The sequence below is a fragment of the Macrococcus sp. GL_134 genome (assembly GCF_057834705.1).
Window position 1 is genome coordinate 128,131 of sequence record NZ_CM174409.1, and the last position, 13,140, is coordinate 141,270.

The window sequence follows — 13,140 nt, forward strand, 5'->3', positions numbered from 1 at the left end:
CCTATCGGAAGCATCTTTTTCTTTTTGGAAATTTAAGCTAAAAATAGTAGCACAGTAAAGCGTTTTTTATATATACTTATAGAGAAATATTTGAATTTTTAGTGCGCGGTGGAAGTGTGATTTAAATCCGAGTGAACGATGGATTTCATCATTAATCGAAAGCGTGGGTAAAATGTGGAGACAGTGACAATTTGTTTCAGTACAGATGAGATTTCAAGTCTGGCACTGCACGACAACGTAGTGCCGGATGTATTGCTGCTGCAGGCCTGGTATGTGAGTGAAACCTCTCGGACAATTAAAGGAGCAGTGCGTCATACAAAGCAGCGGGTGACAGACAATAAAGTGAAGCCTGACAAGATGTATGATGTTAAAATTTTTTTGAAAGAAAGACGAAAAGTGAAGCATATGCAGCAATATACATATGAACTCATCTATTATGATGGACCGGTCGTCAGAGCACGAATGCAGTCAACATTTGTTCAGGAGGAATGTGATGAAAATTGATATCACAATGGACCAGGTGAAGGCATATTACACATTGATCAAATCTCACGATGACATTCACAGCAGTGAACCGGTTATTCCTGGACCGCTTCTTGTTCACTATATGATTCAGAGTCTTGAGCTGTCACCCCTCAAATGCAATCACAGTACGTTTAAGAAATCGGTATGGGTAGGCGAGGATATTACACTGGATTATCATCAGACAGGAAATGTCATAGAGTATCGCATCACTTCAGGAAGAGAATTAAAAGTGACAGGTACTCTCGAACTTATAGGGGGATAAAATGGTTACATTTAATGATACAAAACGTGATGCCGAATGGTATGCAGACTATGAACGATATACGCATTATCATACACCGTCGCAATTGATTAAGTATTACGCAAACTATTATGAATACAAAGAACTACCGACATTGGAACAATTTAAGCAGGATATTAAAGATCAGCAGCGCTTTCACTTAGAACGCGGTCAACAGCATTTACTGTTTATTTTTCCAGAGAATGTGGAACTGACAGAGGAGCTGCTCAACTATGGTGAGACAGAAGGGCTGACTCTTGAAAAGATGGAGCTGTACCGTGCAGATACGAGTCAACTTGAAGCAAACAATCATCCATCGGTTGACATTGTTGAAGTACTGGAGCGCGGCAAAGCATTTAATGACTTTCTCGTTGTATGCCGTGAAAATGAAATTGAGTATGGTGAAGATTTTGTAGAATTGAAACGCCAGACTCATACGCGTGACTTGTTGGATCCTTCTGTCGTTCAGCTGGTTGCTTATATTCACGGAGAACCTGCGGGGAAACTGGAAGCAATATTAAATGAACGGACAATGGAGCTTGATGATTTTTACGTCAGAGCTGTTTTCAGAGGACAAGGGATCGGCAGTATGCTGCAGCAATTTGTCTGGAATCGCGCCGGTGAGCGGCCGGTTATTTTAGTAGCTGACGGGAATGATACGGCAAGAGAGATGTACCAGAAACAAGGTTATAAGAAAATCAGTGAACGCTATGAATTCTTAAAAGCTGAATAATGATGAAACGCCTTGATCTTCCTTATGCGGAAGTAGCAAGGCGTTTTATTGTATAATGCGTTCGGGATGGCTGTATATGTTGAAGGAGTCATTACGTATAAAGCCGACCGCTGTCATATTTAAATCATGTGCAAGTTTAATCGCCAGGTCAGTCGGTGCAGATTTAGAGAGAAGGATACCGACGCCGATTTTTGATGCTTTAATTAATATTTCCGAAGAAATGCGACCCGAGAAAATCAATACTTTATCACGGATAGCAATCTGCTCATTAATGCAGTAGCCATACAATTTATCCAGCGCATTGTGTCTGCCGATATCAGACCGATGCAAATAGAAAGCTTCTCCGTCACTGATTGCAGCATTATGAAGACCGCCTGTTTGCTTGAAATTCGTGCTGCTGTCTTGTAACTGTGCCATCAATCGAATGACGTCACCTGCAGTAATGGTTTTATTAGTCATAGAAACTTTTGAAGTAGCAGCATCGCTGACAAAATAAAACTCCCGGCTTTTGCCGCAGCACGAGCTGATCATACGCTTGGAATAATGGCTGTTATCGAGAGGGGTTTGTTGAGCCAGCGTAATATGACAAAATCCTTTGCTGTCATCAAGGTGAACAGCCTCCAAATCAGCCCGCCGTCTAATGACTCCTTCTGAAGCAAGAAAGCCGAGAACGAGTTCCTCGAGGTGTGTCGGACTGCAGACAATCGTAGCAAACTCCTGCCGGTTTACATAGAGAGTCAGTGGAAACTCAGTTGCCATTCTATCAAAGCACTCAGTGAAATTCTGATTGTGATATTTAATGATAGGGTGCTGACCTGCAATCTCTTCTTTCATCAAAGCCGCCTCCTTTAGTGACAGTATACACTAGAGCACTTGTCTAATATATTGGAAACGCTCTATATTAAAGGTAAAATAAAAAATGGTTCTTTTAATCCTTTCATCTCATGATGAATATCAAAGAAATAATATTTTCTGACAAAATGGATAAAATCAAATTTTTCATAAAGAATCTAATCATTCACCTGAAACTATCATTTTCATCAAATTTAAGAAATCGAGGACCGTTGTATGAATCGCTATGACAGACAGGAAAAATTCAAGAAAATTGGCCGTGATGGACAGTCATTCCTCGGAGCGAAAACTGTCGGCATCATTGGTATGGGGGCGCTCGGGACACACACTGCGGGTACGTTAGTACGAGCGGGTGTCAACAGGCTGGTTATCATCGACCGAGATTATGTTGAACTGTCAAATCTGCAGCGTCAGACATTGTTTACAGAACATGATGCAATAGCTGCTGTGCCGAAAGTCATTGCTGCAAAAAAACAATTGATGCAGATTAATAGTGACCTCACGATTGAGGCACATATCGGTCATTGTGATGCCGCAGCTTTACGAGATTATTTCATATCGTGTGACGTACTGATTGATGGAACAGATAATTTTGAGACGAGACAGCTGCTGAACGATTTCAGCTATACGACAACTATTCCATGGATTTACGGGGCATGTGTCGAAGCGACTTATACTGCCTGTACGTTTATTCCTGGTGATACGCCGTGCTTTAACTGTGCACTCGGCGATCTTCCTGTGATGAACCGCACATGTGATACGGTCGGTATCATTGAACCTGCTGTCAGTATGGCAGCAAGCATTCAATCAGTCTATGCACTGAAAATATTGACTGAAGAAAAATTTGAACCAAAGCTGATCTACGGTGATAGTTGGAACATTGAACAGACAGCTCTCAAGTTCAGCCGCTCAAAAAAATCGGACTGCCCCACGTGCGGTCAGCATGCGACATTTCCATACCTCAAAGATAATCATCATGAAACGATGTTATGCGGTCGTGATACTGTTCAATTTAAACAGGCACCGTTTGATGCCGCGTCTATTGAAACGTTTCTAGAAGAGCGGCAGATTAACTATCAGCGGACGCCATACTTTATTCGTTTCGTATTTAATGGCAAGCCGTTTGTGTTGTTTGCCGGCAGCCGTCTGCTGATTCATGAAGTCAGTTCGATCAATGAAGCAAAAACAGTATATCATCAATTATTCGGGTAGGTGGAGACCATGCATCAAAATACATATCAATCGATTACTGCCGCTGTAATGACGATTAGTGACACGCGTAATCAAGCGACAGATAAAGGGGGACGGACAGTCATCAATCACTTGTCCGCACACGACATCACAGTAAGTCATTATGAAATTGTCCAGGATGACATCAATGCTATTCAGCAATCTATGACACAGCTCATCAACTCCGTGGATATAATCATCACTACTGGTGGAACCGGCATCGCAAAGCGAGACGTTACTATTGAAGCAGTCAAACCATTAGTTGGCAAAGAATTGGAAGGATTTGGAGAGTTGTTCAGATATTTGAGTTTCACTGAAGATGTTGGAACGAAAGCAATGCTGTCGCGTGCTTTTTGCGGGACGAGCGGTCATACAGTTATCTTCTGTATTCCGGGTTCAGTAGGAGCAGTCGACCTTGCAATGAAAAAGCTCATCACCCAGGAAGTATTCCACATGGTGAATGAGCTTCATAAGTAATCAGCGATTGAAATCACCGGATTTGCCGCCGGATTTGTGGACGAGATAAGTCGGACCGATGATCATGCCTTTGTCAGCGGCCTTCGTCATGTCATAAATAGTCAGCGCAGTGACAGAAGCGCCGGTCAGAGCTTCCATCTCAACGCCAGTCAGACCTTTTGTTTTGACAGTGCATTCAATGTGAAGAATATACGTGTCTTGAGTCTCCCAGCGAAAGTTAATATCAATGCCGCTCAACGCGAGTGGGTGGCACATCGGAATAATACGTGACGTGTCCTTTGCTGCCATAATACCAGCTACTTGTGCAACCGCAAGAACATCGCCTTTACGATTGGTCTGATGAATAATTTGTTCGTAGATGAGGTCATTCACTGCAATGGAACTGACAGCGACTGCTGTCCGTGCAGTCACTTGTTTATCAGAAACATCGACCATTCGTGCATGCCCTTCATCGTTAAAATGTGTGAATTGTTTCATTCGGTTCACCCTTTCCTTTATAATCAGTATAAAGGACCTATGCTAAATGAGAAAGAAGGATGATGATGCTAGATAAAAGAACGCCTATACCTGTAGATGAAGCAATAGCACACTGTATGGCTCGTGCTGCTCTGATGCCCACTATTTCTATTCCTCTGGTTCAGAGCCTTCATTATTATACGGCAGAAGATATTACAGCCACATATGATATTCCTATGTTCGATAAATCACCTTATGACGGTTATGCTGTTAGAAGTGCTGATACAATCGGTGCTGATGGAGAACACCGCATTGCTTTTCGGACGATTGATCATATCGGTGCGGGAGAGGTCAGCAGTCATATATTGAAGCCTTATGAAGCAGTACGTATTATGACCGGAGCACCTATACCAGAAGGAGCTGATGCTGTCGTAATGCTTGAGCAGACGGTTGACACGACTGACGGTTTTACTGTGAGAAAATCATTTGATCAAGGTGAGAATATTTCTGTGCAAGGAGAAGAATGTCGACAAGGTGAGCTGATTCTTCCAGCAGGAACGTTGATTACACCGGGTGTGCAGGCAGTTCTTGCTACCTTTTCATACGCCACCATTCATGTCAGAAAGAAACCGGTTGTCGCACTGATTGCTACAGGTAGTGAACTGACTGCTATCGAAGCACCGCTGTTGCCAGGAAAAATACGCAATTCCAATGGCCCTATGATTGCAGGTCAGCTTGCAGAACTAGGAATTGAAGCGATTCATTATCAAGCTGAAGCAGATCATTATGAACATCTGCTGAGTACTATCCAGACAGCGCTGCAGACGAGTGATATCATCATTACGACGGGCGGGGTGTCGGTTGGTGACTACGACTACATGCCGGCTATTTACAAAGCATTGAATGCTGACATCTTATTCAATAAAATTGCGATGCGTCCAGGCAGTGTCACGACTGTTGCGTCACTCGGTCAGCAGTTACTGTTTGGCCTGTCAGGAAATCCATCAGCTTGTTATACAGGATTCGAATTATTAGTCAGGCCGTCCATCAAGAGCATGATGGGAGCGACCAGCTGTTATGTGCCGGTCATTGAAGGAGTACTTTCTGAAGATTTTACGAAAGCCAATCCATTCACACGATTTATCCGGGCAGAGTATGATTGGCACACTCGCACGGTCAAACCTGCTGGATTCAATAAAAGTAACGCTGTCGTCGCTATTGCTAAAAGTAACAGTATGATCATACTGCCCGGCGGAACACGCGGCTTTCGGGCAGGAGATGCTGTCAAAGTGATGCTGACGCAATTACCGGACGTTTCACAATGGTGAACATACTGCAGATTGTCGGCTACAAGAAAAGTGGTAAAACGACAGTAATCAACCAGTTGATCCAGGCAGCGGGAATGCTCAACGTAAAAGTGGCAGTCATTAAACATCATGGTGACCATTCAGGAAACGAAATAGACATTCCACTTGAAAGAGATCATGTGACGTATATGTCTTCTGGTGCGGTTGAGAGTATTATTCAAGGGGAGCGTTACATTCATAAATTAATGACCAATGAAACGCAGACGCTTGACTCGTTGATTGATGAAGTATCATCATCACCTGATATTATATTGGTCGAAGGTTATAAACACGAAGACTATCCTAAATTCGTGCTGCTGAGAAGCGAGCACGACCGTGACCTGTTGAATCTAACACAGATTGTCGGGATTATCGATACGCATGCTATCAATGATGTCAATTATATAGAAATCATACAAGGACTGATCAATCATGAAACCTTTTGAAGTTGTAACTACACCTCTAGATCCAGAAGCTTACAGGCAGTATACCGTCAATCCGAAGCAAGGTGCAGTGTGTGTCTTTACAGGGATTGTGCGTGAATGGACAAAAGGGGTAAAAACGGAGTATCTTGAGTACGAAGCCTATGTTCCGATGGCCGAAAAAAAACTAGCTGAGATCGGTGACGAAATCAGCAGCAGGTGGCCGGGCACAGTGACGGCTATCGGCCACAGAATAGGAGTGCTTCAAATTTCAGATATCGCTGTTGTCATTGCTGTATCTTCACCTCATAGAAAAGACAGTTATGCAGCCAATGAATATGCGATTGAACGAATTAAGGAAATTGTCCCGATATGGAAAAAGGAAATATGGGAAGACGGACAACAATGGATAGGTAGTCAAAGAGGTTACCATTCATCCTATAAGGAGGGCCGGCAATGAGAATATTATACTTCGCTCATATTCGAGAACTCATCAATCGTGAACAAGATCACTTTCCTTTTAGTCATCATGTGACAGTCAAAGAGTTGAGACAGCACTTATATGAAACCTATCCCGGTCTGCAAGGAGAGAAGTTTCAAATAGCTGTTAACGAAGAAGTAGTCAATGACCTGGATATAATTAATGATAAGGATGTCGTGGCACTAATACCCCCGGTGAGCGGTGGTTGATAGGCGTTGTATTAGCAGGCGGAGAATCAAGAAGATTTGGCAGCCAAAAGGCATTTCATCTTCTTGAGGGACAGTCATTTTACGAAAGAGTCGCTCGTACAATGGAAATGAGCAGGCAGTTCAGCGATATCGTCATCAGTGCAAATGACGCGATTGCCGATAATTTTGATGCTTATTCAGTCATTATTGATGAACAACAATATAAAAATCATGGACCGCTTGCAGGTATATATTCAGTCATGAATGCTTTTCCGGATGTCGACTGCTGTGTCATTTCTGTGGATACACCTTTCATCACAACTGAAGCGATAGACTACCTTGTCAATCAATATGCCGGTCGGCTGACGCTGTACCGAGATGATCATCACATTCATCCGACAATCGGAATATATCCCGCCTGGTTAAAACCGGTCATTAAGCATTTACTTGATAATCAGCAACTAGCGTTACGCCATTTATTCAATAATAATACATGCTATATCAATGTTGCGTCAGTTCCGGGAAACTGGCATGCCAACATCAATACGCAATCGGATCTGATCATGATAAAAGAAGGTGAGCGCCATGACTGAACAAATAACTGATAAATTAGGTCGACCACTGCGTGATCTCCGAATTTCGGTCACTGACCGCTGTAATTTCAGATGTTCATACTGCATGCCGAAAGAGATTTTCGGTGACGACTTTGCCTTTTTACCGAAAAATGAGTTACTGACATTTGATGAATTGACTCGAATAGCAGCACAGTATGCTGAACTAGGAATAAAAAAAATAAGAATTACAGGAGGAGAACCGTTACTGAGACGAGATCTTCATCTGCTAATCAAACAATTGAATGGTATACCAGGTATAGAAGATATTGGATTGACAACGAATGGGATGCTGCTGAAAAAACACGGCAAGGTATTATACGATGCAGGTCTTAGAAGACTGAATATCAGTCTTGATGCCCTTGATGAAGTCTTTGAAGAAGTCAATGGACGCGGGATCAAGGCCGAGACTATTCTTGATCAGATTGACTATGCTAAAACACTTGGATTCAACATCAAGGTCAATATGGTGGTCCAAAAAGGAATGAATGACCATCAAATTCTTGCTATGGCCGACTATTTCAAAAAACGTCATATTACACTACGGTTCATTGAATTCATGGACGTCGGCAACGATAACGGCTGGAACTTCGACAAAGTCCTGACCAAAACTGAGATGATTGAGTTACTGCAGCAGCATTTTAATATAGCACCAGTTTTGCCACAATACTACGGTGAAGTAGCTAAGTATTATGAGCATGATAACGGAGCGACCATTGGATTTATTACCAGCGTTTCTGAATCTTTCTGTTCAAGTTGTACAAGGGTCCGGTTAAGCTCTGAAGGTAAAATTTATGGCTGTTTGTTTGCCAGCAGCGGGTTCGATCTGAAATCATTTGTCCGGCACGGAGTCACAGATACAGAACTGAAAAATCAACTGATCAACATATGGAAGCAGAGAGATGACCGTTATTCTGACGAAAGAACAGCCGAAACTGTAAAAAATAGACAGCGACAAAAAATAAATATGAATTATATTGGAGGCTGATGTCTCCTTTTTTACTATTCTAATATATATGTGGTTAAAATAATATGCTCAATACATACAAATCAAATGTTTATTAATTATATTATAATAATAAACTATCAAGCAATGGGATTATTTGAATTGATTTATCCTTTAATTTATTGATATATCCGGTATAATAGATTTATGACTAGATGCTATTAAAAAATAATAATTATCCATTCATGTCGATTTACCGGCTTCATATATTATTAATTTTAGAGGTGACCTATGGATAGAGATAAGAAATTACAGTTAAGAAAGTCAGTCAAGCCATTCGAAAAATCAGAAATGCAGATTAGTGTCATGCAGATCGTTAACACGTTGATTCCGTATCTTCTATTAATCGCTGCAGGATTTCTAGCCTATGATATTTCTCCCTGGTTGTCCATCATTTGCGGGATAATCGGTGCATTTTTCCTCATTAGAAGTTTCATCATATTTCATGACTGCTGTCATGGTTCTTTCTTTAAAGATAAGAAAGCGAATAAAATTTTAGGTAATATTTCTGGTTTTCTGACACTGTTCCCTTATGAGAAGTGGCGACGTGAGCATATTACCCACCATGCAACAAGCGGTAACCTGGACAAAAAAGGAACAGGCGATATCTGGATGATGACCATTGAAGAATATAGAGAAGCGACGCCGGTGCAGCGCTTTATCTACCGTGCATACAGACATCCATTCGTGATGTTTGTTCTTGGTCCGATATATTTACTGTTTGTTTCAAACAGAATGAACGCGAAAGACGCGAAAGCAAAAGAACGGAATAACACATATATTCATAATGCTGCTGTCATCGTTGTCTATGGTCTGCTCATCTACCTGCTTGGGCCTGCACGTTTCTTCAGTGTCATGGGACCTGTATTGTTCGTCGGTGGATTGCTCGGAATATGGTTATTCTATATTCAGCATACATTTGAAGATTCATATTTTGAAGATGAAACACAATGGGATTACGTAAAAGCAGCTGTAGAAGGCAGCTCGTATTACCGACTGCCGAAGTTGTTCCAGTGGCTGACAGGTAACATCGGATTTCATCATGTTCATCATTTGAGCCCGAGAATTCCTAATTATTTGCTTGAACAAGCACATAATGAAACACCGCCATTACATCATGCGACGACTATCGGAATTAAAGAAAGCTTAAAATCATTAAAGTACAAACTGTACGATGAAGAAAACAAAGGATTCATTACATTCAGCGAGTTCAATAAACGCTTCGCTAAATAATAAAAAAGCACATCTTATTGATAAAGATGTGCTTTTTTGCTGTGCAGTAAGAAGTAGGCCGCTAAACCAATAAGAACTAGAATACTCATAGCACCGTACATGCCATGCATCCCCAATGCCGGGATGATTGCACCTAATGCGTATGGTCCGAAACCTAATGCGAAATCAAGACAGATGAAAAAAGTGGATGTTGCAAGACCGATTTTTTCAGGTTCAGTGACTTTGACAGCTATCGCCTGGGCAATAGATTGGAAGTTTCCGTAACCAAAGCCGATAAATACAGCACTAATGATTAAAAGTACTGCATGGTGTGTCATACTGAGCAGTACGAGCCCGATAAAAAAGCTGATAAATGAGGGGATCATCACAATATTAGTACCTTTAGTATCCATCATCCGGCCTGTCACTGGTCGAGTAATCAATACAGATATCGCATAAGCAAGGAAAAAGAAACTTCCGGCAGTGACAAGATTGTTTTGTTCTGCGAATAATGAAATGAAGCTGAGCACACTTGAATAAGCTGTACATACAATAAGAACAACAATACCGATTGGCAGCGCATTTTTATCGATGAAATCACTTAAGTGGATCCCTGTTGGCATATTTGATTTAACGGTTTCAAGATGTGGTGCAATTTTAATCAATGGAATCAACACCAGCGCAACAACAGCAATCACTAAACATAGCATGAAGAGATATTGATATGAAATAAATTGTAATAAAAACATACCGAGGAACGGTCCGATAGCTGTAGCGAGCACAGTGCTCATACTGAAGTAACTGATACCTTCACCGCGTCGATTGACTGGTGTAATGAATGCTGCAATTGTCCCAGTTGCAGTTGAAGCGATTCCGCTGCCGATACCGTTTAGTAATCTGACGACGAGAAGTAAAGTTAAATTAAATGATAAGAAATATAACACCGTTGTCATTGTAAAAATGAGACCTCCAATGACAAGGATTTTTTTCTGCCCCATAATATCGATGTATTTCCCTGCCCAAAAGCGGCCGAACAAACTACCGACGATAAATATACCGGACACAAGACCCGCAAGACTTGTAGAAACATGATATTTAGAAATGGTGTATCCACCGATGGTAACGAGTAACAAATACATGGACAACATGATGATGAAGTTAACAAGAGAAACTAATATGAAATTTTTAGTCCATAAAGGCTGTTTAATTGATTCTTCCAAGGCGATGTTCCTTTCTCTTCTTATAATAATGCATGACTGTATCAAGCGCTGCAGTCAATTCGTCAACGGACAGATCGATGTCTTTCAGGGATTCTTCCTGGCATGCGGATACGTGTACTTGAATCTCTTTGTAAATATCCTGGCCGTAATCTGTAAGAGATAAAATCTTTTCGCGTTTATCCTTACCTTCAGTAGTTTCAACCAGTTTTAATTCAACGAGTTTATGGATGATTTTAGTAGCTGTCGGCTTCTCAATTGCTCGGGCTTTTGCGACTTCTACAAGTGTGGTAGGTGCTGTTCGAGCTATAGTTTTAAATATAAACCACTGTGAAGAAGACAGCTGATAATGATTCAATATAGCATCCATTTCACTGACATAATGGCGACGCAGATCGAGCATCGTTTCAAAAAATAATTGATTAGTCATCACAACCTCCTATATAGTTAGTTAGAAAAACTAACTATATTATTCTATACGTTTATAAGCCATTTGTAAAGATAGTCAAAAAAAACACTCTGAACATTATATGAAAGATAATGTTCAGAGTGCAGTTTCAGCTTCTCTTCATCAAATATATTTTGTGTTGATAAATTTTTCGACGACATATTCTTTAATACCTAGATGACTGTTCTCACGGCCGAATCCTGAATGTTTAACGCCGCCGAATGGTGTTTCGGGATTTGAAATTTTAACTTCATTGATGCCCACCATACCATATTCCAGCTGCGTTGATAACTGATAGATGGCTTTTGCAGATGAAGCATAAGCATATGATGCCAGTCCGAATTCCGTATCATTTGCCATTTCAATGACTTTGTCTAAATCATTGAATGAAATGACAGGAACAACCGGGCCGAATGTTTCTTCATAGAAGATGTTCATTGACTGGTCAACGTGATCAATGATAGTAGGCTGGAAGAAGAAACCTTTTCCGTAATCACCGTCAGTCATACGTTCTCCACCAGTAACCAATGTTGCACCTTTTTCCAGTGCGTTATTCAGCTGATCTTTAATTTTGTCGATAGCGTCTTCGCGAATCAGTGGTCCCACTTTAGCATCTTCTTCCAGACCATTACCGACTTTTAAGTTTTCAACAGCCGCCTGCAACTGTTTCATAAATTCTTCTTTAATGTCTTCATGGACAAAAATACGGTTAGGCGCGATACATACTTGACCGTTATTACGGAATTTCGCACCCATTAATCCTTCGACACTTGCTGTAACATCTGCATCTGAATGTACGATGAACGGGGCATGTCCACCTAACTCGAGTGATAATTTTTTAAGTGTGTCAGCAGACTGCTTATAGAGTTCTTTACCAATAGGAGTTGAACCTGTAAATGTCAGTTTTCTTACTGTATCGGAGTCAGTCATCGTTTTGCCGATAACTGATGAGCTGCCCATCACTAAGTTCACTGTTCCAGCAGGGAATCCTGCTTGTTCCAACTGTTCAAAGATAGCGATAGCTGTGAGCGGTGTATCACCTGATGGTTTAAGTACGACGGTATTACCCGCAGCAAGTGCTGGTGCTATTTTACGCGTCACCATACCTGATGGGAAGTTCCAAGGTGTAATCGCTGCAACTACACCGACCGGTTGATATAATACTTCGTAATGGTGTGCATTAGGGGCTGGAATCGTTTCGCCGTATAAGCGGCGCGCTTCTTCAGCATTCCATCTGAATGACTCAGCACCGTCAATAACTTCCGGCTTAGATTCTGAAAGAGGTTTCCCTTGTTCAATCGTCATTACTTCAGCAATATAATCTGCATTTTCTTCAATGAGATCAGCTGCTTTCCGTAGAATAGTTACACGATCTTTCAGCTCCATGCGGCTCCACTCAGTGAATGCTTTTGAAGCTGCTTCAATTGCACGGGTTGTTTCCTGCTCACCTGCCTGTGCAACATTTGCAATCACTTCACTTGTCGCTGGATTGATCACTTCTTTCGTCTGTTTGTCGTCACCATCGATCCATTGACCGTCTATAAATAATTGAGTATGAACTTTGCTAATTGCTTCACTCATGAATAACCCTTCTTTCTTTTAATATAATATTCATTTTCCCTCATAAAAAATTTTGAAACAATCGATTTGCATCTA

General features: G+C 41.3%; 17 protein-coding genes. 12 read left to right on the forward strand and 5 right to left on the reverse strand.

What is annotated here, in order from left to right:
• Positions 1 to 174: 174 nt before the first annotated feature.
• Genes AC3IPL_RS00700 through AC3IPL_RS00710 form a run of 3 tightly spaced genes read left to right on the forward strand, consistent with a single transcriptional unit; the run spans position 175 to position 1,538 of the window.
• Positions 175 to 504 (forward strand): hypothetical protein, encoded by a 330-nt coding sequence (locus tag AC3IPL_RS00700; protein WP_489241165.1) that lies wholly within the window; start codon positions 175 to 177, stop codon positions 502 to 504.
• Positions 494 to 787, forward strand: coding sequence for a hypothetical protein (locus tag AC3IPL_RS00705; protein ID WP_489241166.1), 294 nt, complete (start codon positions 494 to 496; stop codon positions 785 to 787). Before AC3IPL_RS00700 ends, AC3IPL_RS00705 begins: the two co-directional genes overlap by 11 nt.
• Before the next feature lies 1 nt (position 788).
• The gene (locus AC3IPL_RS00710; RefSeq protein WP_489241167.1) at positions 789 to 1,538 is read left to right on the forward strand and encodes a GNAT family N-acetyltransferase; all 750 of its coding nucleotides are present in this window, start codon (positions 789 to 791) and stop codon (positions 1,536 to 1,538) included.
• A gap of 45 nt (positions 1,539 to 1,583) precedes the next feature.
• On the opposite strand, the gene fdhD is transcribed toward AC3IPL_RS00710, so the two are convergent.
• A complete protein-coding gene (fdhD, locus tag AC3IPL_RS00715) occupies positions 1,584 to 2,372 on the reverse strand; it encodes a formate dehydrogenase accessory sulfurtransferase FdhD (protein WP_489241168.1) in 789 nt (262 codons plus the stop codon).
• Positions 2,373 to 2,606: 234 nt separating this feature from the next.
• Here fdhD and AC3IPL_RS00720 point away from each other — a divergent pair, with 234 nt between their 5' ends.
• Together AC3IPL_RS00720 and AC3IPL_RS00725 are read left to right on the forward strand one after the other, a co-directional pair.
• Complete coding sequence (locus tag AC3IPL_RS00720; RefSeq protein WP_489241169.1) at positions 2,607 to 3,602, forward strand: ThiF family adenylyltransferase; 996 nt, start codon at positions 2,607 to 2,609, stop codon at positions 3,600 to 3,602.
• Between the two features lie 9 nt (positions 3,603 to 3,611).
• The gene (locus tag AC3IPL_RS00725) at positions 3,612 to 4,097 is read left to right on the forward strand and encodes a MogA/MoaB family molybdenum cofactor biosynthesis protein (protein ID WP_489241170.1); all 486 of its coding nucleotides are present in this window, start codon (positions 3,612 to 3,614) and stop codon (positions 4,095 to 4,097) included.
• Here the strand turns inward: AC3IPL_RS00725 and moaC are convergent, their stop codons facing one another.
• Positions 4,098 to 4,574: a cyclic pyranopterin monophosphate synthase MoaC gene (gene moaC, locus AC3IPL_RS00730; RefSeq protein ID WP_489241171.1), complete on the reverse strand. Its 477-nt coding sequence runs from the start codon at positions 4,572 to 4,574 to the stop codon at positions 4,098 to 4,100.
• Between the two features lie 62 nt (positions 4,575 to 4,636).
• On the opposite strand from moaC, the gene AC3IPL_RS00735 reads away from it, so the two are divergent.
• The 7 genes from AC3IPL_RS00735 (at position 4,637) to desA (ending at position 9,840) form a co-directional block, all read left to right on the forward strand.
• A complete protein-coding gene (locus AC3IPL_RS00735; RefSeq protein ID WP_489242218.1) occupies positions 4,637 to 5,881 on the forward strand; it encodes a molybdopterin molybdotransferase MoeA in 1,245 nt (414 codons plus the stop codon).
• Entirely contained in the window at positions 5,875 to 6,345 is a 471-nt protein-coding gene (gene mobB / locus AC3IPL_RS00740) for a molybdopterin-guanine dinucleotide biosynthesis protein B (protein ID WP_489241172.1), read from the forward strand. The genes AC3IPL_RS00735 and mobB overlap by 7 nt, the downstream gene beginning before the upstream one ends.
• Complete coding sequence (locus tag AC3IPL_RS00745; RefSeq protein WP_489241173.1) at positions 6,332 to 6,781, forward strand: molybdenum cofactor biosynthesis protein MoaE; 450 nt, start codon at positions 6,332 to 6,334, stop codon at positions 6,779 to 6,781. The genes mobB and AC3IPL_RS00745 overlap by 14 nt, the downstream gene beginning before the upstream one ends.
• Positions 6,778 to 7,011: a molybdopterin converting factor subunit 1 gene (gene moaD, locus AC3IPL_RS00750; protein ID WP_489241174.1), complete on the forward strand. Its 234-nt coding sequence runs from the start codon at positions 6,778 to 6,780 to the stop codon at positions 7,009 to 7,011. The genes AC3IPL_RS00745 and moaD overlap by 4 nt, the downstream gene beginning before the upstream one ends.
• Positions 7,008 to 7,583 (forward strand): molybdenum cofactor guanylyltransferase MobA, encoded by a 576-nt coding sequence (gene mobA / locus AC3IPL_RS00755; RefSeq protein ID WP_489241175.1) that lies wholly within the window; start codon positions 7,008 to 7,010, stop codon positions 7,581 to 7,583. Before moaD ends, mobA begins: the two co-directional genes overlap by 4 nt.
• Positions 7,576 to 8,589: a GTP 3',8-cyclase MoaA gene (gene moaA / locus AC3IPL_RS00760; RefSeq protein ID WP_489241176.1), complete on the forward strand. Its 1,014-nt coding sequence runs from the start codon at positions 7,576 to 7,578 to the stop codon at positions 8,587 to 8,589. Before mobA ends, moaA begins: the two co-directional genes overlap by 8 nt.
• Before the next feature lie 249 nt (positions 8,590 to 8,838).
• The gene (gene desA / locus AC3IPL_RS00765; protein WP_489241177.1) at positions 8,839 to 9,840 is read left to right on the forward strand and encodes a Delta(5) desaturase DesA; all 1,002 of its coding nucleotides are present in this window, start codon (positions 8,839 to 8,841) and stop codon (positions 9,838 to 9,840) included.
• 14 nt (positions 9,841 to 9,854) lie between these two features.
• On the opposite strand, the gene AC3IPL_RS00770 is transcribed toward desA, so the two are convergent.
• The 3 genes from AC3IPL_RS00770 to AC3IPL_RS00780 form a co-directional block, all read right to left on the reverse strand.
• On the reverse strand, positions 9,855 to 11,039 hold the full coding sequence (locus tag AC3IPL_RS00770) for an MFS transporter (protein WP_489241178.1): 1,185 nt from the start codon (positions 11,037 to 11,039) through the stop codon (positions 9,855 to 9,857).
• Positions 11,023 to 11,466, reverse strand: coding sequence for a MarR family winged helix-turn-helix transcriptional regulator (locus AC3IPL_RS00775; protein WP_489241179.1), 444 nt, complete (start codon positions 11,464 to 11,466; stop codon positions 11,023 to 11,025). The genes AC3IPL_RS00770 and AC3IPL_RS00775 overlap by 17 nt, the downstream gene beginning before the upstream one ends.
• Positions 11,467 to 11,607: 141 nt before the next feature.
• Positions 11,608 to 13,065, reverse strand: coding sequence for an NAD-dependent succinate-semialdehyde dehydrogenase (locus AC3IPL_RS00780; protein ID WP_489241180.1), 1,458 nt, complete (start codon positions 13,063 to 13,065; stop codon positions 11,608 to 11,610).
• Between the last annotated feature and the right edge of the window lie 75 nt (positions 13,066 to 13,140).